General features: G+C 53.4%; 21 protein-coding genes. 11 read left to right on the top strand and 10 right to left on the bottom strand.

Annotated features, from left to right (window positions below):
* Positions 1-2 precede the first annotated feature (2 nt).
* The 3 genes from MWU63_RS14495 to MWU63_RS14485 all read right to left on the bottom strand — a co-directional run bounded on the left by MWU63_RS14495 (position 3) and on the right by MWU63_RS14485 (position 3,670).
* The gene (locus tag MWU63_RS14495; RefSeq protein ID WP_213890499.1) at positions 3-752 is read right to left on the bottom strand and encodes a metallophosphoesterase; all 750 of its coding nucleotides are present in this window, start codon (positions 750-752) and stop codon (positions 3-5) included.
* 93 nt (positions 753-845) lie between these two features.
* On the bottom strand, positions 846-2,441 hold the full coding sequence (gene serA, locus MWU63_RS14490) for a phosphoglycerate dehydrogenase (protein ID WP_213890498.1): 1,596 nt from the start codon (positions 2,439-2,441) through the stop codon (positions 846-848).
* 74 nt (positions 2,442-2,515) lie between these two features.
* Positions 2,516-3,670 carry a phosphoserine transaminase gene (locus MWU63_RS14485; RefSeq protein ID WP_213890497.1) on the bottom strand — a complete coding sequence of 385 codons (1,155 nt, stop codon included), beginning with the start codon at positions 3,668-3,670 and terminating at the stop codon, positions 2,516-2,518.
* Positions 3,671-3,828: 158 nt separating this feature from the next.
* Here MWU63_RS14485 and serB point away from each other — a divergent pair, with 158 nt between their 5' ends.
* Positions 3,829-4,704 carry a phosphoserine phosphatase SerB gene (gene serB, locus MWU63_RS14480; protein ID WP_213890535.1) on the top strand — a complete coding sequence of 292 codons (876 nt, stop codon included), beginning with the start codon at positions 3,829-3,831 and terminating at the stop codon, positions 4,702-4,704.
* Positions 4,705-4,735: 31 nt separating this feature from the next.
* Here serB and MWU63_RS14475 read toward each other — a convergent pair whose 3' ends face one another.
* Entirely contained in the window at positions 4,736-5,734 is a 999-nt protein-coding gene (locus tag MWU63_RS14475) for an asparaginase (protein WP_247078507.1), read from the bottom strand.
* A gap of 179 nt (positions 5,735-5,913) precedes the next feature.
* Here MWU63_RS14475 and MWU63_RS14470 point away from each other — a divergent pair, with 179 nt between their 5' ends.
* The 4 genes from MWU63_RS14470 to MWU63_RS14455 all read left to right on the top strand — a co-directional run bounded on the left by MWU63_RS14470 (position 5,914) and on the right by MWU63_RS14455 (position 9,739).
* Entirely contained in the window at positions 5,914-6,444 is a 531-nt protein-coding gene (locus MWU63_RS14470) for an invasion associated locus B family protein (protein ID WP_213890495.1), read from the top strand.
* 86 nt (positions 6,445-6,530) lie between these two features.
* A complete protein-coding gene (locus MWU63_RS14465) occupies positions 6,531-7,586 on the top strand; it encodes a Hint domain-containing protein (protein WP_213890494.1) in 1,056 nt (351 codons plus the stop codon).
* 41 nt (positions 7,587-7,627) lie between these two features.
* Positions 7,628-8,815 carry a 23S rRNA (adenine(2503)-C(2))-methyltransferase RlmN gene (gene rlmN, locus MWU63_RS14460; RefSeq protein WP_213890493.1) on the top strand — a complete coding sequence of 396 codons (1,188 nt, stop codon included), beginning with the start codon at positions 7,628-7,630 and terminating at the stop codon, positions 8,813-8,815.
* Between the two features lie 3 nt (positions 8,816-8,818).
* The gene (locus MWU63_RS14455; protein WP_213890492.1) at positions 8,819-9,739 is read left to right on the top strand and encodes a cation diffusion facilitator family transporter; all 921 of its coding nucleotides are present in this window, start codon (positions 8,819-8,821) and stop codon (positions 9,737-9,739) included.
* A gap of 3 nt (positions 9,740-9,742) precedes the next feature.
* On the opposite strand, the gene MWU63_RS14450 is transcribed toward MWU63_RS14455, so the two are convergent.
* Positions 9,743-10,582, bottom strand: coding sequence for a TIGR00730 family Rossman fold protein (locus MWU63_RS14450; RefSeq protein ID WP_213890491.1), 840 nt, complete (start codon positions 10,580-10,582; stop codon positions 9,743-9,745).
* A gap of 102 nt (positions 10,583-10,684) precedes the next feature.
* On the opposite strand from MWU63_RS14450, the gene dapD reads away from it, so the two are divergent.
* Complete coding sequence (gene dapD / locus MWU63_RS14445) at positions 10,685-11,512, top strand: 2,3,4,5-tetrahydropyridine-2,6-dicarboxylate N-succinyltransferase (protein WP_213890490.1); 828 nt, start codon at positions 10,685-10,687, stop codon at positions 11,510-11,512.
* Positions 11,505-11,852 (top strand): hypothetical protein, encoded by a 348-nt coding sequence (locus MWU63_RS14440; RefSeq protein ID WP_247078505.1) that lies wholly within the window; start codon positions 11,505-11,507, stop codon positions 11,850-11,852. The genes dapD and MWU63_RS14440 overlap by 8 nt, the downstream gene beginning before the upstream one ends.
* An 18-nt stretch (positions 11,853-11,870) precedes the next feature.
* On the opposite strand, the gene MWU63_RS14435 is transcribed toward MWU63_RS14440, so the two are convergent.
* Positions 11,871-12,932 carry a Hint domain-containing protein gene (locus MWU63_RS14435; protein ID WP_247078503.1) on the bottom strand — a complete coding sequence of 354 codons (1,062 nt, stop codon included), beginning with the start codon at positions 12,930-12,932 and terminating at the stop codon, positions 11,871-11,873.
* Positions 12,933-13,055: 123 nt separating this feature from the next.
* On the bottom strand, positions 13,056-14,639 hold the full coding sequence (locus tag MWU63_RS14430) for a Hint domain-containing protein (protein ID WP_213890487.1): 1,584 nt from the start codon (positions 14,637-14,639) through the stop codon (positions 13,056-13,058).
* A gap of 302 nt (positions 14,640-14,941) precedes the next feature.
* Here MWU63_RS14430 and dapE point away from each other — a divergent pair, with 302 nt between their 5' ends.
* The 4 genes from dapE (at position 14,942) to MWU63_RS14410 (ending at position 20,465) form a co-directional block, all read left to right on the top strand.
* On the top strand, positions 14,942-16,090 hold the full coding sequence (gene dapE, locus MWU63_RS14425; protein WP_247078501.1) for a succinyl-diaminopimelate desuccinylase: 1,149 nt from the start codon (positions 14,942-14,944) through the stop codon (positions 16,088-16,090).
* 22 nt (positions 16,091-16,112) lie between these two features.
* Complete coding sequence (locus tag MWU63_RS14420; protein ID WP_213890533.1) at positions 16,113-16,679, top strand: TIGR04282 family arsenosugar biosynthesis glycosyltransferase; 567 nt, start codon at positions 16,113-16,115, stop codon at positions 16,677-16,679.
* Between the two features lie 84 nt (positions 16,680-16,763).
* On the top strand, positions 16,764-19,022 hold the full coding sequence (gene rnr / locus MWU63_RS14415) for a ribonuclease R (protein WP_247078486.1): 2,259 nt from the start codon (positions 16,764-16,766) through the stop codon (positions 19,020-19,022).
* A 111-nt stretch (positions 19,023-19,133) separates the two neighbouring features.
* Complete coding sequence (locus tag MWU63_RS14410; protein ID WP_247078519.1) at positions 19,134-20,465, top strand: lytic murein transglycosylase; 1,332 nt, start codon at positions 19,134-19,136, stop codon at positions 20,463-20,465.
* Between the two features lie 22 nt (positions 20,466-20,487).
* Here MWU63_RS14410 and MWU63_RS14405 read toward each other — a convergent pair whose 3' ends face one another.
* Genes MWU63_RS14405 through MWU63_RS14395 form a run of 3 tightly spaced genes read right to left on the bottom strand, consistent with a single transcriptional unit; the run spans position 20,488 to position 23,475 of the window.
* The gene (locus MWU63_RS14405) at positions 20,488-20,982 is read right to left on the bottom strand and encodes an RNA pyrophosphohydrolase (protein WP_247078484.1); all 495 of its coding nucleotides are present in this window, start codon (positions 20,980-20,982) and stop codon (positions 20,488-20,490) included.
* 42 nt (positions 20,983-21,024) lie between these two features.
* A complete protein-coding gene (locus MWU63_RS14400) occupies positions 21,025-22,362 on the bottom strand; it encodes a S41 family peptidase (protein WP_213890484.1) in 1,338 nt (445 codons plus the stop codon).
* A gap of 6 nt (positions 22,363-22,368) precedes the next feature.
* Entirely contained in the window at positions 22,369-23,475 is a 1,107-nt protein-coding gene (locus tag MWU63_RS14395) for a peptidoglycan DD-metalloendopeptidase family protein (RefSeq protein WP_246531786.1), read from the bottom strand.
* Positions 23,476-23,497: the final 22 nt, after the last annotated feature.

Genomic DNA, 23,497 nt, shown 5'->3' with positions numbered 1-23,497 from the left:
TACTAAGCCTTAATAGGGTCTATTTTGATGCGACCAGCGGGTGTGATTTGCCAAACTTCACGCCCTTCAAGCACCACTGCGGAAATGGCGTCACCGTAACCAGCGCCCGTGTCGATATTTAGCCGGTTGCCATAATGTGTGACTGCCTCAACCGGGGTATGGCCATGCACAATAAGTGGGCCATGGTCAGCGGTACTATTGTGAAATTCTGCCCGAATCCAAAGCAAGTCATCCTCTGATTGCTCTGCCAGCGGCACTCCGGGACGTATGCCCGCATGGGCGAAAAACACGTCACCCCGGGCGACAAAATGCTCCAGAGACTGAAGAAACTTTACATGTGCTTCCGGAACTTTGGCCAACGCCTCCGCGAACACGTCTGCCTGTGGGCGGGCATCTGCATTTTCGATTCCATATGACATCAGCGTGGTATTCCCGCCCAAACGAGGGTGCAGCCAGCCCAATGTCGGGTTCAACAGGGGGTCTTGGTGGTTTGCGTCATGCATAAATCCGGCAAACATGCGGTCGTGGTTGCCTTTTAGCACGCGCCAGAGTTTTCCCTCTGTAATGCCATTTAGCAGATAGTTGATGACACCCCGGCTATCAGGGCCACGATCCGTCAAATCACCGATATGGATAACAGGTGCCTCAAAATCACCGATTTGCGCACGATCCTGCTCGATAAGCTGATGAATAGCTTTCAGTTTATCTAGGTAGCCGTGAATGTCGCCTATGGCGTAGGTCCGGTTTGTCATATGTCCTCCGGCCCGGCACGGGCACGAGTATGCAAAAGCAATGACGCTGCCCACAATGGGGCTGCGTCATACTCAGATAACACCTGTTCAGGTTCAGGCAACGTCAAATTCAAGCGGTTTCACAGATTTGAACAGGCCTGTATCGCAAAGCTTTTTCAACACCGGGTCGCTAATCACGTCATCAACGTAAAGCAGCGCAATCGCTTCGCCGCCAACCGCAGCACGGCCAAGCGTAAAGTTCGCGATGTTTACACCGTTCTCGCCCATGGTCTGGCCGAGTGTGCCAATGATACCCGGTACGTCATTGTTTGTGGTGTAGAGCATGTGCTGCCCGATCTCAGCATCAATATTGATGCCCTTGATCTGGATAAACCTTGGTTTTCCATCACTAAATACCGTCCCCGCGATCGAACGCTCGCGCTCGTCCGTGACAACCGTCAGCTTGATATAAGCATCAAACACACCAGATTTTTCCTGTGTGGTTTTAGACAGGGAAATTCCGCGTTCTTTTGCAATCACCGGAGCAGACACCATGTTCACATCCGGGTTCGAGGCCTTCATGATCCCTGAAATCGCTGCGCAATTCAGGGCCTCGAGGTTCATAGTAGACACCACACCATCGTAGAGGATGTTGATTGCCTTGATCGGTTCTTCCGTCATCTGACCGATGAAAGCGCCCAGATGTTCGGCCAGTTTGATCCACGGTCCCATGACCATGGCTTCTTCAGCAGTGACCGAAGGCATGTTCAGCGCATTGCTGACGGCACCCGTCAGCAGGTAGTCTGACATCTGTTCAGCAACTTGCAGCGCCACATTTTCCTGTGCTTCGGTTGTTGCAGCACCCAGATGCGGGGTGCAAACCACGTTTGGCAGGTTGAAAACCGGGCTTTCGGTTGCAGGTTCGACTGCGAACACATCCAGGGCGGCCCCGGCAACATGTCCGGACTTAAGCGCTTCTGCCAAGGCTTCTTCGTCAATCAGGCCACCACGAGCACAGTTCACGATCCGCACGCCTTTTTTCGTCTTTGCGATGTTTTCACGGCTCAGGATGTTACGGGTCTTGTCGGTCAAAGGTACGTGAAGCGTGATGAAATCAGCCCTCTCGAGCAATTCATCCAGCTCAACCTTTTTCACACCCAGTTGCGCGGCGCGTTCTTCGCTGAGGAAGGGGTCATAAGCAATGACCTTCATCTTAAGGCCAATCGCCCGGTCACAAACGATACCGCCAATATTGCCTGCGCCAATTACGCCAAGTGTTTTGCTTGTTAGCTCAACGCCCATGAATTTTGATTTTTCCCATTTTCCGGCATGGGTAGAGGCACTCGCCTCGGGAATTTGCCGGGCGACGGCCATCATCATCGAAACGGCGTGTTCTGCCGTCGTGATCGAGTTACCAAACGGTGTGTTCATCACGATCACACCTTTTTTGGACGCCGCATTCAGATCAACGTTATCGACGCCGATTCCCGCGCGGCCAATCACCTTCAGGTTTGTTGCGGCATTGATTAGCTTTTCCGTCGCCTTGGTGGCGGACCGGATAGCGAGACCATCGTATTGTCCAATCACTTCCAGCAGGCGGTCTTTGTCTTTGCCTAGGTTGGGTTCAAAATCCACATCGATCCCGCGATCACGGAAAATCTGAACGGCGGTTTCACTGAGCTTGTCAGAGACGAGTACTTTGGGGGCCATTGGGCTCTCCTGAATATTGTAAAACTTTAAAATTCGGGGTTTGCAACCTTTAAAGAGTTGCAAGTTCCTGCCGTTTAGGCCGCCTCGGACAGCGCGGCAATTTCAGCGCTGAACGCCCAGTTAAGCCACGGCAACATCGCCTCGATATCAGAGGTTTCAACCGTCGCACCGCACCAGATCCGCAAACCCGCTGGGGCATCGCGGTAAGCGCCAATGTCATAAGCCACACCTTCGCTTTCCAGCCGCTTTGCTATGGCCTTGGCAAAAGTTGCGCCGTCTTTGATACGGGTGTCTGCGAACTTCAGACAGACAGAGGTGTTAGACCGTGTTGCCGGTACTTCTGCCAGGAAATCGATCCAGTCATGATCGGCTACAAACGTCTCTATTACTGCGGAATTTGCGTCTGCGCGGGCAATCAGACCCTTTAGGCCACCAACCGATTTTGCCCAGTCAAGCGCGAACAAATAATCCTCAACGCATAGCATCGAGGGGGTGTTGATGGTTGCGCCCTGAAAGATACCTTCAATCAGTTTACCAGCTTTGGTCAGGCGGAAAATTTTAGGCAGAGGCCAGGCCGGGACGTAAGTTTCGAGCCGTTCAACCGCGCGCGGGCTAAGGATGAGCATCCCATGCGCCGCTTCACCACCAAGCACTTTCTGCCAGCTGTATGTTGTAACGTCGAGCTTGTCCCAAGGCAAATCCTGCGCAAATGCAGCCGAAGTCGCATCGCAGATTGTCAGGCCCGCACGGTCCGCCGGGATGAAATCACCGTTCGGAACACGCACGCCGGATGTGGTGCCGTTCCATGTGAAAACCACATCGCGGGTGAAGTCTGTCGTCGCGAGATCAGGGAGCTGGCCATAGTCAGCCGTGCGAATATTTGCGTTGAGTTTCAGTTGTTTAACAACATCTGTAACCCATCCGGAGCCAAAACTTTCCCACGCCAGCATTTCAACCGGACGGGCACCTAGCAAAGACCACATCGCAATTTCCATCGCGCCGGTATCGGACGCAGGCATAATGCCAATACGGTAGTCAGCCGGAATACCAAGCACTTCGCGCGTCGTTTCGATCGCAGCTTTCAGCTTGTCCTTGCCAATAGCAGCCCGGTGCGAACGGCCCAAAGGCGCGTCAGCAAGCTTGGCAGGAGTCCATGTGGGGGGTTTGGCGCAAGGGCCAGAAGAAAAACGCGGGTTAGCCGGCCGCGTTACCGGTTGTTTCGTATCCATTGATGGATATCCTCTCAGATATTCGCCCTTCGTTGGGGAAGGGTGTCCCACTGCCGGACATACGGGCGGAAACAGGCTGGCGCAAGTCACAAAAAGGCGATATTGCGCCGCTTGAGCTGCAAAAAACGACCCAAACGTCCACTATCGGAAACCTGTCTATGTTCATTGCCACTCTTCTGACCAACCCCAAAAACCCTGTGCTGGAACCTGCAACGGTCGATGCATTACGCAATGCCTGGGGCGGGGGGGATGCACAGTGGCTTTCCCCAGATGTTGCCGCAGAATTTGCCATTGCGACGGTGCCGGGAAACCGTTGGGATGTCTGGGGAGAGATGCAAAAACTGGGTATCGATCTTGTGGTTCAACCCGTTGAGAACCGTAAGAAAAAAATGCTTCTGGCGGATATGGACAGCACCATGATCCAACAGGAATGCGTGGACGAACTGGCCGCGGAAGCGGGCGTCGGCGAACGGGTGGCAGGTATAACCGCACGGGCCATGAATGGCGAACTGGATTTCGAAGATGCGTTGCGCGAACGGGTTGGTTTACTAAAGGGTTTAGACGCAAAGGTAATAGAAAAAGTTCTTGCAAACCGGATCACCTATATGCCGGGTGGCAAGGCAGTGGTTGCGACAATGAAAGCGAACGGTGCACATGCCGCTTTAGTATCTGGCGGCTTTACGGCTTTCACCGCGCGCGTTGCTGCAACGCTGGGATTCGACGAAAATCGGGCGAATACACTGCTCGTATCAGACGGAAAGCTAACCGGAGAGGTTGGGGTTCCAATTCTTGGCCGCGAAGCAAAGGTTACAGCGTTGAAAGAGATTTCAACGCGCCTTGGCCTGAACGCAGAAGATGTGATGGCCGTTGGCGATGGCGCGAACGACCTTGGAATGCTGGGGCTAGCCGGAGCAGGCGTTGCGCTCCACGCAAAACCCATTGTGGCCGCCGAATGCGACATTCGCATCAATCACGGTGACCTTACCGCACTCTTGTTTATCCAAGGCTATTCCCGTGATGAATTTGTGAACTGAATACGCCGTGTAAACGCAAAACACTTTGGCCTCAGAGCAACGCCGCCGAAGGCCGTACAGAGCCGACTTCGATACCGCGCCGATTTAACATTGGGCCATTCATCCGCTTCAATGTGGCAGGGTGATTAGGGTCTAACACACCTAATTTCGTCAGAATCGCAGCAATAGCGCATTCTGAACCACGGGTCCCACCGTCGACGATTTTGACCGCAACGCCAAGCTTCTTCTCCGGAATAATTGCGACGAAAACACCATCTGCCCCAGTTTTGATTGCGACCTTGCCATCCATTGCCCGCATCATTTCGGTGCAGGCACGGCCTTCTCCCGCAACAAGCTCTGGATAGGTGGCCATTGCTTGTACCAATTGCGCTGCCGCGCGTTCACGCACAGATGCGCCATCGGCGGAACAGGACGCAAAAAACGACATTGCCCGCGCCAGCCCGTGAACGGTTGTCGCAAAGTTCGGGGCGGAACAGCCGTCAATACCGTAGCCGGGTGTTTCCTGTCCGGTGACCTCTTCAAAGGCTTCTTTGACTGCCTTCTGTACCGGGTGGTCAGGCTCAATATATTCGGAACCCGCGTTCAGATGCTTGGCTAGCGTAAGAAAGCCTGCGTGCTTGCCCGAGCAGTTGTTGTGCAGTTGGCAGGGTTCTTCATACGCCCGTATCAACCCATTACGCGCTTCTGTATCGTCCGGCTCTTGCGGACCACAACGCAGATCACCTTCGCCAAGCCCAAGATCGGACAGCCATGCAGAAACCCTGCTTGTATGAATGAGGGCGCCCTGATGGGATGCGCAAGAAAGTGCAAGCTGTTCTGTGGTCAGCCCCGCCGCCGCCGCCGCGCCGCTTTCGATCAGGGGAAGCGCCTGCACCATCTTGCAGGAAGACCGTGGCAAGATCACCCGGTCAGGGTTGCCCCACGCCTGAACAATATCGCCAGAGGAATCGCAAATTACAGCATGACCACGGTGCGTGGATTCCAAAAAAGGGCCACGCCATACTTCTACTAAGGTTACCGGATCGGTCATTCTTGCTCCTCCCAACGGCTCCTGCGCAATTTTCCGCTAACAGGGCTTTTAAATATAAGCAGTTATGCGCTAATGTGATCGCATCGAATAGTAAACAGCCTGATGAATAAATAAGGTCCGGAAAGGGCTAATTTGGCTAGGCTCATCTGAGGCACATACAGTTGGAGACTGTGAGAACCATGAAATCACTTTTAGCACGTGGACTGGGTGGTGCGATTTTTGCACTGGCAGCGACAGGCGTCTTTGCACAGGAAACATCAGATAACCGTGTCGCAGCGAGCACCGATTGGAGCGTTTTTGTCGAAGATAACCCGACAGAATGCTGGGCCGTTTCAAGCCCGAAAGAAACCGTAAATACCAAGGACAACAGGGTGGTCGCCGTCCGGCGCAGTGAGATATTGCTTTTTGTCTCATATCGTCCGGGGTCAAACGTAAATGGTGAAGTTTCCTTTACCGGTGGCTATCCGTTTGCAGGTGGCTCAACCGTTCAGCTTCAAATTGGGGATAGCGGTTTTGAGCTTTTCACAACGGGTGAAAACGCATGGCCAGCCTCAAGTGCCGATGACGCAAAAATCATAACTGCAATGAAACGTGGTGCCCAAGCAGTCGTGACCGGGCGTTCCGCACGTGGGACGGTTACACGTGATACGTTTTCTTTGCTGGGCTTTACTGCAGCACTTGACGAAGCCGAAAATCGTTGTGGCAGTTAAGATGTATTTAGGTGTGGCATGATTAGTTTCCCTCGCATGCCAAGTTTGTGAAATATGTTCCCGACGTGTGAAGGGCGAGACTGAAAATGCCTGCACCTTTTCTTTCAGAAATCAAATATCTGGGCCCTGGTGCGCAGGATTTTGTCGAAGTGGTTCTGGATGAGGGTGCTGATTCTTCTGGTGTTCAGATCGTTATCTACAATTCGAACGGAACGATAAGGTCTATAAATGATCTTGGCTCGGTTGTCGGTACGATAGCGGGTGATGACATCTATGTTGTTGATGCCGCTATCAACAAAAATGGTGCTGTTGCACTGGTTGTTGACGGAACGGTCACATCGTTCGTTTCTTTCGCTAGGGTGGTGGATGCATCCGAAGGCCCCGCGTCTGGTAGCAGTTCAACCCAGATCGGTGAATCAAACTCACAGAATGCGTCGCTTGTTTCGATTGATGGGGTCAATTTTTCAGACCAGACCCCGCCCGACCCCGGTGTTGTCCCCTGTTTTCTGAAGGGGACCTTGATCGAAACTGACAAAGGTCTCTGCCCTATAGAAGATTTGTGCGTCGGAGATAAAGTCCTGACCGCAGAAAGTGATTTTGCGGCGATAGAATGGGTGGCGTCGCGAAAATTGGATATTCAGGGCTCACGCGACCGTCATCTGTTACCCATTCTCATCCCAAAAGGAAGCCTTGGAAAAGATACGCCTGAACGCGATCTTATTGTGTCGCCAAGTCATCGGGTTTTGCTGCGCGCACCTGTATTCAACCTGATGTTTTTCTCTTCAGATGTGCTGGTTCCGGCGCGGCATCTGGTTGGAACAAACGGAATTCGCGTTTGTACGCATCTCCGTCAGCCCGAATATTTTCATATCCTGTTTGAAGAGCACGAACTTGTCTGGTCGGAAGGCGCACTGACGGAAAGCTTTCACCCAAGTGTCGCCGCCGCGTCCGGTTTTGCCAAAGAAGCGCAGGAAGAACTCCGTTCACTTTTCCCAGAGCTGTTTACAAACCCGATTTCAATTGGTCCGGTCCATTCCTATTGTCTGAAGTCTTTTGAGACACACGCAGCCCTGCATTCTTCTGACTGGCAGGGTGTCGGCAGGATTGGCGACACTGGCTATGGTGGTTCTCATCTTCTCTGAATTGGTGTAGAACGCGCGTCCGAGTCTCTGGAGAATGCGCCATGTCGGCCAATACCCCTATAACGCAGGATGTTCTGACTATCCCGCGCAAGCAACCTGAAGGTGGCAAGGCCAATCTTGTCGGCCTTACACGCGATGCGTTGCACGCTGCCTTGATTGCGGCTGGGACGCCCGACAAACAGGCCAAGATGCGGGCTGGGCAGGTTTGGCAGTGGCTCTATCAAAAGGGTGTGCGCAGCTTTGATCTGATGTCCAACCTCAGCAAAGACTACCGCGCGTTGTTGGAAGAACACTTTATTATAGAAGTCCCCGAGGTAGTAACCAAGCAAGTCAGCGAAGATGGGACTCGCAAGTATCTGGTGCAGATCGCCGGCGGACACGAAGTGGAAATCGTCTATATCCCCGAAGAAAGTCGCGGAACGCTCTGCGTGTCCTCTCAGGTTGGGTGCACTTTAACCTGCTCGTTTTGCCACACGGGTACTCAGAAACTTGTGCGAAATCTGACGGCGGCCGAAATAATCGGGCAAGTGATGGTCGCAAGGGATGATCTGGGCGAATGGCCTGAACTTGGAAAACCAAACCCGCCAGAAGCACGGTTGTTGTCCAACATCGTACTGATGGGCATGGGGGAGCCGCTTTACAACTTTGAAAACGTCCGCGACGCGATGAAAATCGCGATGGACCCCGAAGGTATATCACTTTCGCGTCGGCGCATCACATTGTCGACCTCAGGTGTCGTGCCGGAAATTGCACGTACCGCTGAAGAGATCGGCTGCCTTCTGGCAATATCCTTTCATGCCACAACCGATGAAGTGCGTGACAAGCTGGTTCCAATCAACAAACGCTGGAATCTGCAGGCCTTGCTTGACGCCCTACGCGCTTATCCCAAGGCGTCTAATTCAGAACGCATCACCTTTGAATACGTGATGCTCAAGGGAGTAAACGACAGCGACGAAGATGCGCACCGCCTGATGGAACTGATCAAGGGCATCCCGGCCAAGATCAACCTGATCCCGTTCAACGAATGGCCAGGTGCGCCGTACGAACGTTCAAGCAACAACCGTATTCGCGCCTTTGCCGATATCGTTCATAATGCTGGCTATGCCTCGCCAGTGCGTAAACCAAGGGGCGAGGATATCATGGCCGCCTGTGGACAGTTGAAATCTGCAACCGAGCGTGCGCGTAAAAGCCGCAAACAGATCGAAGCTGATGCCGGGCTTGGGAAGTGACGAATGCCGCATGACCATCACGGCCACCATGGTCACGCCCACATAGACCCTGATGCAGGTGATCGGCGTGTCGCACTGGCTGTTCTGGTCAACTTTGGTCTGGCCTTTGTTCAAATCGTCGGCGGCTTGCTGTCAGGTTCGCTCGCGCTGATCGCAGATGCGATTCATAATCTCAGCGATGCCGTGTCGCTGGTGATTGCCTTTGGTGCCCGGAAAATTGCCAGACGCCCTGCGGATAGCGACATGACCTTTGGCTATGCCCGCGTCGAAACAGTCGCTGCACTTATCAACTACACCACGCTGATCGTGATCGGGATTTATCTGATCTACGAAGGGGTGATGCGGATTTTTGATCCCGTCGGAATTGACGGCTGGATCGTTGTCATAATTGCTGCCGTTGCACTGTCAGTTGACCTTGTGACGGCAGCGCTGACGTACACAATGTCCAAGGACAGCATGAACATTCGCGCCGCCTTTTTGCATAATCTCGCGGATGCGCTGGGCTCTGTCGCGGTGATTGTCGCGGGAACGCTGATCATACTTTACGACTGGATGATCGTTGATCCGATCGTAACCCTGATGATCGCGGCCTATATCCTTTGGCATGCCGCAGTCGAAATTGGTGATGTGATCCGCGTCCTGATGCTGGGCCGTCCGCCTTCGGTCAAGATGGATGACGTGCTTAAAGCTATGAAAAATATAGACGGGGTTACAGGCGTGCATCACGTGCATCTTTGGCAATTGGAAGAAAAGAAAGCCGCCCTTCAGGCGCATGTTGTCATTGGCGAAGGACGCTGGGGTGATGCGGATGCGATCAAAACCCGCATCCGCACTGTTTTGGCCGACCTAAAGATCGACCATAGCACGCTTGAAATGGAATGTTCGCGGCATGTTTGTCTTGATACACCTGTGGTCGGCCACTAAGCCTTACTCCAGAATTGTAGGCGAATGGTTCTCTGGCCAGTTTTCAATAATATCCACGGCCTGTTGCGCCGTATCGACGAATTGAAACAGCTTTAAATCCTCTGCCGAAATTGTTCCCGCCTCGGATAGCGCCTCCCAGTTGATGATTTTACGCCAGAACGATTCACCAAACAGTAGGAAGGGTACGGCTTTCATCCGGCCAGTTTGAATCAGTGTCAGGCTTTCAAACATTTCGTCCAGCGTTCCAAATCCACCGGGGAAGACAGCAACCGCCTTGGCGCGCATCAGGAAGTGCATCTTACGAATGCCGAAGTAGTGGAAGTTGAAGCATAGACCGGGAGTCACATATTCATTGGGTGCTTGTTCATGGGGCAGTACAATGTTGAGACCAATTGAATGTCCGCCCACGTCAGCCGCCCCGCGATTTCCAGCCTCCATGACGCCAGGGCCGCCACCCGTTGCGATGACATCTTCGCGGCCACCGCTTTTTTGGGATTTTATCGTCATCAGTCGGGAAAATTCACGCGCCACGTCGTAGTATTTTGACAGATCGGCCAGTGTCTCTGTGCGCGCTGAATCTTTTTTTGAAGGTTCGGGTATGCGCGCACCGCCAAAAAGAACAATTGTGCTTTGAATGCCATGTTCATCCAGAAGCATCTCTGGCTTTAGCAGTTCCAGTTGCAACCGGACGGGCCGCAATTCGTCCCGGCAAAGAAATTCCTCATCCGCAAAAGCCAGTCGATAAGATGGCGCGCGGGTTTGTGGGGTGTCCGGAATCTCGCGGGCCGTTTTCATGTCCTCGTGAGAATGGCGAAACGGATGCCGACGGCTATCATCTTTCATATGCGCGTTCCTTATTTACTTACTGTCCTGCATTGCGCGGTTACTCTCTTTTGGTCTATAGGCTTCGCCCAACCGAGGCCATACACGAATTGGATACGCCCGATGTCGAATGAACAACTAGAGACTGCCATCGAAGCCGCCTGGGAGGCGCGTGATACTATCACTCCGTCAACGACTGGCGAAGCCCGCGAGTCGATTGAAGACACGCTGAATGCGCTCGACAGCGGTAAGCTGCGCGTGGCGGAACGCCGTGAAAACGGGGACTGGCACGTCAACCAATGGGCAAAGAAAGCAGTGCTTCTTGGGTTTCGCATAAAGGATATGGAGCCACACGCAGGCGGGCCGCAAGGTTCCGGCTGGTGGGATAAGGTTGATAGTAAATTCAACGGCTGGGGTGAAAACCAGTGGCGTGCTGCAGGCTTTCGCGCAGTGCCCGGCAGTATCGCCCGCAAATCCGCATTTATCGCGCCCGGTGTGGTCTTGATGCCATCGTTCGTGAACCTTGGAGCCTATGTCGATGAAGGTACAATGGTTGACACATGGGCCAGCGTCGGAAGCTGCGCACAGATCGGCAAGAACGTGCATCTTTCTGGCGGTGTTGGCATTGGCGGCGTTCTTGAGCCGATGCAGGCAGGACCGACGATTATTGAGGATAACTGTTTCATTGGCGCGCGTTCCGAGGTTGTGGAAGGCTGTATCGTTCGCGAAGGTTCTGTTCTAGGGATGGGCGTTTACATTGGCCAGTCCACCAAGATCGTCGACCGTGAAACTGGCGCCGTAACTTATGGTGAAGTTCCTGCCGGCTCTGTCGTTGTTTCGGGGTCGATGCCGTCAAAGAATGGCGTCAACCTATACTGTGTTGTTATCGTGAAAAAGGTAGACGCACAGACGCGGTCAAAAACCTCTATTAATGAGTTACTTCGTGACTGAGAAAGTAGCTGATAAGCCTAAGAAAAAATCTCGCCAGCAGGTCTATACCCTGCTGGTCGAGGTCGGCCGTTCTACGGGTGACGGGTTACCCAAAACCGCAACAGGTGCGGCGTTGATGATCTATGCGTCGGGCGTTGATGAAGCAGAGGCCGTGCGTGAAACTGTCGCGATCCTCAAGCAGGCAGAGATGGCACCACTGGATGTTTCCGGGTACGGCACACTTGAGGAACGGCTTGCTGAAGGTCACGATATCGGGGACGAGGAAAAAGACCTGATGAACCGTGCGCTTATTGAAAACTCTGTAATCGTTGCGCAGATGACACCGTTCTATGATACCTGATCGGCAGGCCCAGATCACCTAGCCTGCGCGCATAGATTTCAACGTGTAGGCCTCGAAGGGGCGTAAAACTGGTCGCGATGGTTCGGTGTGAACCGGTAATTCATCTGAAAAATCTTCGCCAGATGGTTGTGGCCTGAACAGGCTCTCAACACTACTTCCCGCCACGTTCAAAATCTCTGGACGGTCAAACAGTAACTGATAGTAGCGAATAGTTTTCAATCGCGTTTCGGGTAAAACGGAATAGGTGTCTTGCAAATGCTCTGCATTGATCAGGACCTCTTCTTCTCCGAAAAGATACTCGACCATGTCACCTTCGACCAAAAGACGCAAATTCCGCGCAACCATGATATCTTGGTTTAGCTCGAAATACGGGGCGCGAAGCCGCAAAGGCTGATAGTGACCATGCGCCGGAACATCACGCACCATAAGGCAGCGTATAGGCTGAGGACCACTGTCCAGTGTTGAAACCAAATCACCCACGCGCAGGTTTTGCACAAGCTCTGGCCCATTTGGCGTTTCCACCGGTGAAGACGCGACAATTCCGGGGATAAGGCCATGTTCTTCAATCTGGTCCGAAAACGTAAAAAACAGAACTTCTGAAACAGCACGCGTGCTTTCGGGTGACATCGTCATGTGATGGACGTCAACGACAGGAACTGGCAACGGATCCGACACGTCTTTGGTATGCACAGACCCGTCATCAAGGTTTTCAATCGTTAGCTGCCCCCAGCGTTGCGGGGCATCCCAGGAGAAAATGATCCTGGAGGGTTGCGCGCGAACAAGCGCGCCCTCCCCCGTTTCCAACGTAATCTGACGTGACCCCTGAATATGTCGTAAAATGACAGTGTCGTTCTGTGTAAGACTGATTTTTAGCTGCGTTCCCCAATCGGAAACTGAATAAAAATTTATCAGTTCCAATGCGTTTGAATTTTCTTCAAGCGTGGAAATTTCGATGACAAGGCTACCCTTTGCCAAAAGCTGCTCGTCAGATGGTTTGGAACCGCCTACTGCCGACGGATGTGATATCCCAAGAGGAGAAAAAAATGAGTTAGAAAAATCGCAAAGCGCCAGCCAGGTCATCTTGGATTATCACACTCTTTTCAGCTCGCCCCATTGCAGGTGTCCGGTATCGGCGCAAATGCACAGTTTTGGCTGTTGCGTCTGACAGGTAAGCAAGGGTTTTCTTTCTTGTCTTCGCCCCTGTTACGCTGCAACGCTCCTTGCAATCAAGACCCGAGCTTCATAGGCGCGCAGGGTTCGGCGCGCGGCCGGGCTGTATCCAAGGCCAGTATCCGGATTAAGTTCAGGAAAAATTGAACATATCTCTTCAACACATTCCCGTTCAAAGCTGCGTGTTGTCTGAGGGCCGGGCAGAAAGCTCTCGGTTGCCAGGCCTTCTGAGAACACGACCTGATGGCGGTCAAACAGGATATGCACATAGTCAACCATACCGCCTTCTTGCGAACGTACCGTGTAGTCGTTGACGAGGTCTTTAGCGGCGATCAAAACTTCGGCTTCTCCGAACAGCAGTTCTGCAAGACTATCGCTGATCAAAATCCGGTGCTGCGGCGACACCAAAAGTTCGCGATGCGAGCCAAACGTATTTGCCTTGATGCATATCGGCGCAAGATTGTCTTTGGCTGGAACACGTCGCTGGCCTATCCATCGTACGGGCTGGGGGCCGTCGTCATGGGTGATAACCAGATTGCCGGGCTCAAGCGTTTCAACAGGCACTTCACCGTCAGGCGTAAGGATCATGGTGCCAGCCACAAAACACGGTATCGTGTTGACGGTCACAAATGCGGTATCAGAAATCCCATTTCCACCGCCATTTGCAACGGTGTAAGTGAAGTTGACACTTTCCTCGTCGGCGTCTGTTGTAATGGAAAACGTTCCATCCGCATTCAGAGAAACCTGCTGCCCGGTCGCCAGTGTCACGGTATCGCCTGCTACGACAGCGTTTCCATTGATATGTGTAACTGTTAACGAGCTTCCGTTTGGGCCGGTATCATTTGCGAGAACGTCAAGAGTTTTAGTGCCGCTTATTCCAATATCAACTGTATCATCTGATGCGATCAGCGCAGTCTGAACGCTGTTTCCAGCGATCAGCAGATTTGAATCATAGTTTGAATCCCCGACGTCCGCGATGCCGATCCGGATCGAGTTCAATTGGCCGGGTACAACAACCATCTTGAGCGTCATTGTGACAGTAAAGCCGTCCATTTCAGTGTTGAACGCATCAGACGTGTTGTCATTGTAGAGATTTACGTTGTTGGTGTCGTTGACGTTTCCGACATTCGTCTGGCCAGAGCCAATTGCCAGTTGAACGGGGTTGCCGTTTACCCAAACACCGACCGCGTCATTATAAATTGAATTTGTGTACTCCGGGTATTCATCAGACGAGAACACAAACTGCATTGTCAAAATGTTGCTGTCCGGAATGAAATCGACATCCAGCATTGACGCGTCGTAGGTTTTAGTGCCGGCAAGAGAATTAAAGTCTGGGTCGTTATTTACACCCTTGGTGTTGGTGGATGTATTGGTCGATTGGTTGGACTGCCCCGATGAATTGGTAAAATCCTTGGCACGTCCAGTTGACAGGATAACGCCCGTGTCGCCCGGCGTGACACCGGGGGAGGTGTTATCGCCGTCTGAGTAAGTACCGGATGAGTTCTTGTCGCCTGAGTAACTTGCGCCGACAACAGTAACACCGTCGCCAAATATCGTATTTGCCATGCTAACGGCGTTAGCTTTGGTGTTGATCGGAAGTTCCGATGCTGTAACCATGTCTGCCCCCGGCCCTGCAAGGAGGCAACGCAAACATATAGCCGGGCATAGCCCAGCCATCATCGATATTAGTCTCTTACCGCTCGATCGGACCGTTTTTTATTTTTGGTCCTAAGTTTGCCCTGCCTCGGGTCTGTTATTATTTTGCACTAAATCAAGTGTTTGACAGATTGTTAACAAAAGAATGCCTTGGTTGTAGTTTCCGCAAATTTGCGTGTCTCTCTGGGGCAACAGTATTGTCAGGCGGTTGACATTGCCTCGTCAGAAGGAAATGTCTATCGGTGGTATAAAGGAGGGGTAAGGTGACCCAAGATATTGATGTTGTCGAACTTTGTGCGGAGCTAATCCGTTGCCCTTCGGTTACCCCTGCTGATGGGGGTGCGCTCGCACTTCTGGAAACGCATTTATCGCGCGCAGGTTTTTATTGCGCCCGTGTTGATCGCGGAGAAGTAGTAAACCTCTTCGCACGTTGGGGTGAAAAGGGTCATCCGAAGACCTTTGGGTTCAATGGTCATACCGATGTTGTGCCTGTTGGCGACGAAGCCGCTTGGACAGTCGATCCCTTTGGTGGCGAGGAAAAAGATGGATTTTTGTGGGGGCGCGGCGCAACTGATATGAAGTCGGGTGTCGCAGCATTTGCTGCCGCTGCAATTGAATTTGTTACGCAGACGCCACCGGATGGTGCGGTTGTATTGGCCATAACTGGCGACGAAGAAGGCGATGCAATTGACGGCACCGTTGCACTTCTTGACTGGATGAAGGTGAACGGCGAAGCGATGAGCGCCTGTCTGGTGGGCGAACCGACCTGCCCGAACCACATGGGCGAGATGATGAAAATCGGGCGGCGCGGTTCCATGACCGCCTATTTTACGGCGAAAGGTATTCAGGGTCATTCAGCATATCCACATCGTGCGCTAAACCCGCTTCCCGCCATGGCACGGTTGATCGATCGGTTGGCAGGCCATGAACTCGATACAGGTACCGGCCATTTTGATGCATCCACACTTGCCGTTACAACGATTGATGCGGGCAATCCGGCAAACAACGTTATTCCTGCTGAATGCAAGGCAACCGTGAACATTCGGTTTAACGACGCGCATTCCTCCGACAGTCTGATCGAATGGCTGGCAAAGGAAGCAGCGGTCGTAACCCAACAGACGGGCGTTGATATCCAGATGGAAACGCAGGTTTCCGGGGAAAGCTTCTTAACACCACCTGGCCCGCTGTCAGAACTGATCGCAACAGCGGTCGAAGCGGAATGTGGCGTGCGGCCAATCGCGTCAACGTCGGGTGGAACCTCGGATGCGCGGTTTGTCAAAGACCATTGCCCGGTGGTGGAGTTCGGGCTTGTTGGCAAAACAATGCATCAGGTTGATGAGCGGGTTGAAGTTGAACAGATACCGCAACTGAAAGCGATCTACGGGCGGATCCTGCGTGACTATTTCGCCTAGATACCGTCAACAACTGGTGGTGATGGTGAAAGAGCCGCGCCCCGGTCGGGTAAAAACGCGGCTTGGGCGAGGTATTGGCAAGACAGCCGCGGCTTGGTGGTTTCGCCATCAGGTGCGGCGATTGCTTCGCGATGTAACTGATCCGCGTTGGGATGTTGTACTTTCGGTCGCGCCAGATACCGATGGTTTGACAAGCCGCGTCTGGCCAACGCATCTGCCACGCATCCCGCAAGGAACGGGCGACCTTGGCGACCGGATGGGTCGCATTTTTCATATGATGCCAAATGGCCCGGTTGTCATTATCGGCGCCGACATTCCGGGTGTGACGCGTCAACACATAAACAAAGCATTTCGTGCCCTCGGAAATCATGACGCGGTTTTTGGCCCTGCAATGGATGGAGGGTATTGGCTGGTTGGGTTAAAGCGTGTTGGTCCCGTGCCAACAACGCTTTTCCACGGCGTGCGTTGGTCTAGCGAACATACCTTGTCTGACACATGTGAAACACTTGGGTGCGCACGGATCGCATTGGTTGATGAAATGCAGGACGTGGACAGCATTGCCGATCTGGAGAAGCTCCGGTCAAATTGAACCCGGAACGGAAAGTCAAAAGAGGCGATCTGTAACAGACCGATTTGCAATGACGTCGCAGCAGCGGCGTGTTAATCGGGTTTCATGATGCGCATACCGACAAAAGACGAAATTCTTGCATGGATTTCCGATAACCCGACCAAAACCAATAAACGTGATATCGCCCGTGCTTTTGGCATCAAGGGTGCTGCGCGCATTGATCTGAAGCGTTTACTGAAAGAGTTGGAGTCCGAAGGACACCTTCAGAAAAGAAAACACTCTTATCGTGATCCGGATAGGCTGCCGCCAGTTTCTGTTTTACAGATAATGGCCCCTTCTGAGGATGGTGACCTATACGCGCGTCCACTTGAGTGGATCAGCGATAGCCCCGAACCAAAGGTTTTGTTCGTTGCGCGTGAGTCTGATCCTGCGTTGGGTGAAGGCGACAGAATATTAGCACGTCTAAGCGAAGTAAGCGGAGAAGCGCATCAGTACGAAGCGCGGCTGATCCGCAGGATCGGAACGAACCCGCACCGGATATTGGGCGTTTTCAGGAAAGGGGCTGAAGGCGGACGCGTTCTGCCAATCGAGAAAGGCAGTGACAAGGAATGGCGTGTCACGCCAGGTGCAAGCCTTAGCGCGAAAGACGGCGAACTGGTCGAGGCTGAACAGGCCGGGCCAAAGAACCGGATGGGCCTTCCTTCAGCGCGTATCATAAGCCGTCTGGGGGACCCGACAGCACCAAAGGCTGTTTCGCTGATCGCTATTCACCAGCATGGTATTCCCGACGATTTCCCTGATGATGTCGTTGCAGAGTCAGACAATGCGAAACCTGTGCCGCTCGGTAAACGTGAGGACCTGCGTGATCTTCCCCTGATCACGATTGACCCGACCGACGCGCGCGACCGTGATGATGCCTGCTATGCGCACGCGGATGACGACCCAAAGAACAAGGGTGGTCATGTTGTTTGGGTGGCTATCGCAGATGTTGCTCACTATGTCACGCCCGGTTCGGCATTAGACTGCGAGGCCCGTAAACGCGGCAATTCAACCTACTTCCCGGATCGGGTGGTGCCTATGCTGCCCGATCACCTGTCCGGCGATCTATGTAGTTTGCACGAAGGGGTGCCACGTGCCTGTATGGCCGTGCGAATGGTTTTAGATTCGAGCGGCCACAAAATTAGTCATCGGTTTACACGGGGTCTCATGAAATCTGTGGCATCGCTTCACTATCATGAAGTTCAGACCGCGATTGATGGTGACGCAAACGAGAAAACCGAAGCTTTGGTGGAACCGGTTCTAAAACCACTTTATGCCGCCTATGAAGCGACAAAAAAGGCGCGTGCGGAACGCCAACCGCTTGACCTTGATTTGCCAGAGCGTCGCGTTGTTATAAGTGACGATGGCAAAGTCGCCTCCGTCAACTTCTACGAACGGTTGGACGCACATCGCCTGATCGAAGAATTCATGGTGCTTGCGAATGTTGCCGCCGCCGAAGAGCTGATCAAAAAACGCCAACCCCTGATTTTCCGGGTGCATGAAGAGCCCAGCCCTGAAAAGCTGGATAGTCTGCGCGAGGTTGCACAGGCCTCTGGCCTGACCCTCGCCAAGGGACAGGTATTGAAAACGGCGCATTTGAACCGATTGCTGAAGGAAGCAGAAGGCACCGATCAGGATGAACTGATCAATATGGCCACTCTGCGATCTATGACACAGGCCTATTACGCACCTGAAAACTTTGGGCATTTTGGTTTGGCGTTGCGCGCGTATGCGCATTTCACCTCACCTATCCGGCGGTACGCGGACCTTGTCGTGCACCGTGCAATTATCAGGGCACATGGTTGGGGTGATGACGGGCTCACCGATGCTGACGTGCAAAATCTCGCCGAAACAGGTACGCATATTTCAGAAACCGAACGCCGCAGTATGATGGCGGAACGGGACACCACAGACCGCTATTTAGCGGCGTATCTATCAGAGCGTGTCGGAACAGAGTTTCCCGGTCGCATCTCGGGAATCGCACGGTTTGGCGCCTTTGTGCGTCTGGATGAGACCGGGGCAGACGGGCTCATTCCTGTACGAACGCTCGGACGTGAGTTTTTCCATTTCGATGCCGAAGAGCAGACTTTGACGGGTGAACATTCCGGCCTCAAGCTTGGAATTGGCACGCGCGTGCTGGTTCGGCTGTCAGAGGCCGCACCGGTAACCGGGGGTCTCTTGCTGGAATTGGTCGAAGTGGCGGGCAAGGCCTTGCCAAGGGGCCAGGCCGGGGGGCGTGGCAGCTACAAGGGACGTGCAACGAACCGGTCACAGAAGAAGTCAGCCAAGATAAAAAAGAAAGTTGCGCGCAAACGGCGTGGCTAGCTCCGGCGAAAGCCTGCGCGTTTTTATCAGGGTGCTTTTCGATGGGTTTCAGACAGGGTACACTTAGTAAAAGAACAAAAACATACAGGTGTCAAATTGCGCAATTGGGTAATGATCTTCGGGTTTGTTGCGGGCTTGTTGCCAGCCGTAGTGGCTGGGGCATCTGGCCTAGCTGTCGAGGTTTCAAAGCGGCCCGTCGAGCGGCCTGTTGTTGCAGGTGAAACTGTTGTCGCAACAGTCGCAACGTCAGGTGTGATCGCGCTTCCGCGCCCTGCCGCACGCCCTCAGAGAGAAGAGAGTGTTCAGGTGCAGCCCGCAGTCGGCAATGCAGGGTTTCAACGCTGGATCAGAAGTTTTCGGTCTCGCGCGGTAGCGGCAGGTATCACGTCCCAGACGTTTGACGCCGCTTTCCGGGGTGTTCAGTACAACACCGGAGTGATCCAGAAAGACCGCAATCAATCTGAATTCACCAAACAGATTTGGGAATATCTGGATAGTGCAGCTTCGGATACGCGCGTAAACAATGGGCGCGCGGCCGTGCGCCAGCATCGCCGCTTACTTGAACAGATTGAAGCGCGCTACGGCGTTGAAAAGGAAGTTGTCGCCGCGATTTGGGGGTTGGAAAGCGCGTATGGAGAGTATCGCGGCAGTGAGCCGCTGATCGAATCGTTGGCGACGCTTGCCTTTGATGGGCGGCGTGGCCGGTTCTTTGAATCGCAGCTGATTGCGGCGTTGAAAATCATTCAGTCCGGTGATGTACGCCCGAAACAGATGACGGGTTCCTGGGCGGGGGCCATGGGACATACACAGTTCATACCAACCAGTTATCTTGCTTATGCGCAGGATTTTACCGGTGACGGTAAGCGTGATATCTGGTCCGACAATCCTGCCGACGCTCTGGCGTCTACTGCGGCTTATCTTGCACGGTTTGGGTGGACCAAGGGCCAGCCTTGGGGTGTAGAGGTACAGCTTCCGCGCGGGTTTAATTATGGCCTGACGGGTGAAAGGATAAAGAAACCGGTTCGTGAATGGATGGCGCTGGGCATCAGGGATGCAAACGGCAATCGAATACCTGAACACGGGCGTGCCTCTATCTTGTTACCAGCGGGTGCGCAGGGTGCCGCCTTTATGATCTTTCAGAATTTTCACGTGATAGAGCGGTATAATACAGCCGATGCCTACGTTATCGGCGTTGGGCACTTGTCGGATCGGATTGCTGGGGCAGGGCCACTACGATCAGACTGGCCACGTGGCGACAGGCCATTGCGGTTTTCCGAGAAACAGGAAATGCAGCGGATGCTGACCGCTGCCGGGTTCAACACCGACGGTGTTGACGGCATCATCGGGCCAAACACAATTGCAGCGATCAGAAGGTTTCAGAGTTCTGTCGGGATGATTCCGGATGGCTATGCGTCATACGATATTCTGCGGCGATTGCGCTAGCAGAGCGCATAAAAATCGCTGACTAACGGTCGCTGTTCAGGTGGTTGCGAAAAGCATCAATCACCTGTCTGTACAAATCTCGTTTAAACGGCACGATGCTTTCCAGCATTTCATCCGGGCCAATCCAGCGCCATTCTGAAAATTCCGGGTGGTCGGTTTCAATTTGGATGTCGGCATCTTGACCCAAGAATTGAAGCAGGAACCACAATTGCTTTTGCCCTTTGAACCGTCCCTTCCAAATTCTGGGTATGATGTTGTGCGGCAGTTCGTACGTCAGCCAATCATCTGTCTGTGCCCTGACTGAAACCAGATCAGTGGTTACACCGGTTTCTTCCCACAATTCACGCATCGCCGCATCCTGCGGGTCTTCACCGTCGTCGATTCCACCCTGAGGCATCTGCCACGCTGGCAATTCGCTATCAATCCGTTGGCCAGCGAAGATCAGGCCAGCAGAATTTACGAGCATCACTCCGACGCAGGGGCGATAGGGAAGGGCAGAAATGTCATCTGGTTTCATGATGGTAGAAGGAGGGCCGGTTTTACAACCGGCCCCTTTTCCTTATTCGGTTGCAGATGCTAGGGCCGATAGCCCCGTCAGCAGGTCGATTGCATAAGACAGTTGAAAATCCTCCTCACGAAGTTCAGCTGCGGCTTCAACGCGCGCGCGCTCTTCTTCCAGCAACCGGCGTTCTTCTTCGGTGAACGAGTCATTGTCGAGGCTGCCACGCAGGTCCGCCTCTGTACGGGTGCGCGGTGTTGCACTTTCGTCCTCGTCATTTTCAGGCTGTCTGCGGGGTTGTGGAACAACAACGTTTGGCTCCACGCCCAAAGCTTGGATCGAACGGCCTGAAGGTGTGTAGTAGCGCGCGGTTGTCAGGCGCATGGCACCGTCGCCGCGCAATGGCATAACGGTCTGGACAGACCCTTTCCCAAAGCTCTTTGTGCCAACCACGATTGCACGGCGGTGATCTTGCAGCGCACCGGCCACAATTTCAGAAGCCGAAGCAGACCCACCGTTAATCAGAACGACAATCGGCTTGCCCTGCGCCAGATCGCCCGCAGAGGCGTTGAACCGTTCTCCGTCTTCAGGTGCACGGCCGCGGGTTGATACGATCTCACCTGCATCAAGGAACGCATCAGACACCCGGATCGCCTGATTGAGCAGGCCGCCGGGGTTGTTTCGCAAGTCAACAACCACACCGTTGATATTATCGATCCCACCCGCAGCTTCGATTTCTTTTTCGAGCCCGTTTTTCAGGTTGCTATAGGTCTGGTCATTGAAGGTTGAGACGCGAAGAACAACTGTATCGCCTTCAGTGCGTGCGCGCACTGCTGTTAGTTTGATTGTGTCGCGGATGATGGAAACATCAAACGGTTCATCCGCTCCTTCACGAACGACAGTAATAATGATTTCAGAACCAACCGGACCACGCATCATTTCAACAGCCTGATCAAGGGTCAGACCCAGCAGACTTTCGCCATCTACGTGGGTTATGAAATCACCAGATTCCATTCCAGCGGCATCGGCAGGTGTTCCGTCAATTGGCGAGACGACTTTGACAAAGCCTTCTTCCTGGGTCACTTCGATCCCAAGGCCGCCAAATTCTCCACGTGTTTGCACCTGCATGTCATCAAAATCAGCAGGGGGCAGATAACTTGAATGCGGATCAAGTGACGACAGCATTCCGTTTATCGCGGCTTCGATCAGGTCAGCTTCGTCCACCTCTTCGACGTACTGTGCGCGAATGCGTTCAAAAATATCGCCAAAAAGATCCAGCTGTTCATAAACGTTGGTGTTACGAGTGGTTTCTTGTGCAATCAAAGGACCGGCAATCTGGGTGGTCGCTACAACCCCGGCCAAGGTGCCACCAATTGCGGCCATCACAAATTTCTTCATCGCATTCTAATCCTTGTTCAGATTGAACCAGCCTGACGGGTCCACCGGGCTTTGCCCATTTCTTATCTCTATATAAAGCGTTTCTGTCCGGTCAGCACCAGCACCATCAGCACTATTTGGCAAAAACGCTTCAATTCCTTCAGAACTGCCGCCCATCAACCCAAGAGGCGCACCGGCAGAGACCACTTCACCGACTTCACCATAAACACGCCCGAGGCCCGCAAACACCATTAGATAGTCTTGATGCGGCTCAAGTATCATCACGTTTCCGTAGTCAAGCAACGGTCCACGATATCTGATTGTGGCCGGCCACGGAGCAGTGACGATAGAGAGAGGTAATGTCGCAATAAGAAAGCCGGGGCGGCGAATTCCTGCAGCATCGGCTTCGTTGTATCCCCGAAGCAAAGTTCCCGAGACGGGTAGCGGAAGATTGCCCTGACCAAGTTCGAAATCGGGAATCGGGATCGCCTTGTCACTTTCTGGCAGGGATGCGAGACCCCCAGCGAACCCTTCAAGCGTTTCGCTTCCTTCTAGCAAGCTCTGCAATTGTGCCGGATCTTCTGTAAAGCGGCGCGGCAGCTCTGTTCTGTCTGAAACCGCCTGCGAAAGCGCAGTTCGCGCGTTTTGCGCTCCTTGAAGCCCCTCATTCAATGTGTCTGCGGCGCTTTCCTGCAGCGCGCGTAACAGCGAAAGTTCCTCTAGTTGATATCTGAGGTCTTCTGCCTGCGCCTGAATTGCAGGTGTCACTTCCGCAAGGATCATACCAGACCGCGCGGTGCCAACCGGTCCCGAAGGGTGCATCAAAAGAAGGGGCGTGGGCGAGTTCTGCATTGTTTGCAGAACCCCCAAAAGTCGGGAAACCCGATCACGCCTTGAATCAAACTCCAGCCGGATGGCAGCTTCGCGGATTGCGGCCTGACGCAGGCCCTGACGCAGCGCAACAAGCCCTTCTTCATAAGCGTGTATCGTTTGGGTTAGCGCGGCAACACGGTCTCTTGCGCCCTCTGCTTCCTGCAACGCAACAGAGGCGGCTTCAAGCTGGCCCGCAGCACGGCGGGCGATCAGAGATGGGTCCGTCTCGGCCCCGGCTGAGAAAGGGGAGGTCAGGGCCATCAAAACGGCCAGGAAAATGCCA

Source organism: Pseudohalocynthiibacter sp. F2068, from assembly GCF_023015645.1.
GTDB lineage: Bacteria > Pseudomonadota > Alphaproteobacteria > Rhodobacterales > Rhodobacteraceae > Pseudohalocynthiibacter > Pseudohalocynthiibacter aestuariivivens.
This window is presented reverse-complemented; position numbering and strand designations above follow the sequence as displayed.

Coding starts and splice junctions, on each gene's coding strand:
- MWU63_RS14465 (WP_213890494.1), top strand. CDS start 6,531: ATGCCTGCACCTTTTCTTTCAGAAATCAAATATCTGGGCCCTGGTGCG.
- MWU63_RS14395 (WP_246531786.1), bottom strand. CDS start 23,475: ATGGCCCTGACCTCCCCTTTCTCAGCCGGGGCCGAGACGGACCCATCT.
- MWU63_RS14485 (WP_213890497.1), bottom strand. CDS start 3,670: ATGGATACGAAACAACCGGTAACGCGGCCGGCTAACCCGCGTTTTTCT.
- MWU63_RS14430 (WP_213890487.1), bottom strand. CDS start 14,639: ATGGTTACAGCATCGGAACTTCCGATCAACACCAAAGCTAACGCCGTT.
- MWU63_RS14405 (WP_247078484.1), bottom strand. CDS start 20,982: ATGAAACCAGATGACATTTCTGCCCTTCCCTATCGCCCCTGCGTCGGA.
- MWU63_RS14455 (WP_213890492.1), top strand. CDS start 8,819: ATGCCGCATGACCATCACGGCCACCATGGTCACGCCCACATAGACCCT.
- MWU63_RS14420 (WP_213890533.1), top strand. CDS start 16,113: ATGGTGAAAGAGCCGCGCCCCGGTCGGGTAAAAACGCGGCTTGGGCGA.
- rlmN (WP_213890493.1), top strand. CDS start 7,628: ATGTCGGCCAATACCCCTATAACGCAGGATGTTCTGACTATCCCGCGC.
- MWU63_RS14410 (WP_247078519.1), top strand. CDS start 19,134: ATGATCTTCGGGTTTGTTGCGGGCTTGTTGCCAGCCGTAGTGGCTGGG.
- dapD (WP_213890490.1), top strand. CDS start 10,685: ATGTCGAATGAACAACTAGAGACTGCCATCGAAGCCGCCTGGGAGGCG.
- MWU63_RS14495 (WP_213890499.1), bottom strand. CDS start 752: ATGACAAACCGGACCTACGCCATAGGCGACATTCACGGCTACCTAGAT.
- rnr (WP_247078486.1), top strand. CDS start 16,764: ATGATGCGCATACCGACAAAAGACGAAATTCTTGCATGGATTTCCGAT.
- MWU63_RS14475 (WP_247078507.1), bottom strand. CDS start 5,734: ATGACCGATCCGGTAACCTTAGTAGAAGTATGGCGTGGCCCTTTTTTG.
- MWU63_RS14470 (WP_213890495.1), top strand. CDS start 5,914: ATGAAATCACTTTTAGCACGTGGACTGGGTGGTGCGATTTTTGCACTG.
- MWU63_RS14450 (WP_213890491.1), bottom strand. CDS start 10,582: ATGAAAGATGATAGCCGTCGGCATCCGTTTCGCCATTCTCACGAGGAC.
- MWU63_RS14400 (WP_213890484.1), bottom strand. CDS start 22,362: ATGAAGAAATTTGTGATGGCCGCAATTGGTGGCACCTTGGCCGGGGTT.
- serB (WP_213890535.1), top strand. CDS start 3,829: ATGTTCATTGCCACTCTTCTGACCAACCCCAAAAACCCTGTGCTGGAA.
- MWU63_RS14435 (WP_247078503.1), bottom strand. CDS start 12,932: ATGACCTGGCTGGCGCTTTGCGATTTTTCTAACTCATTTTTTTCTCCT.
- serA (WP_213890498.1), bottom strand. CDS start 2,441: ATGGCCCCCAAAGTACTCGTCTCTGACAAGCTCAGTGAAACCGCCGTT.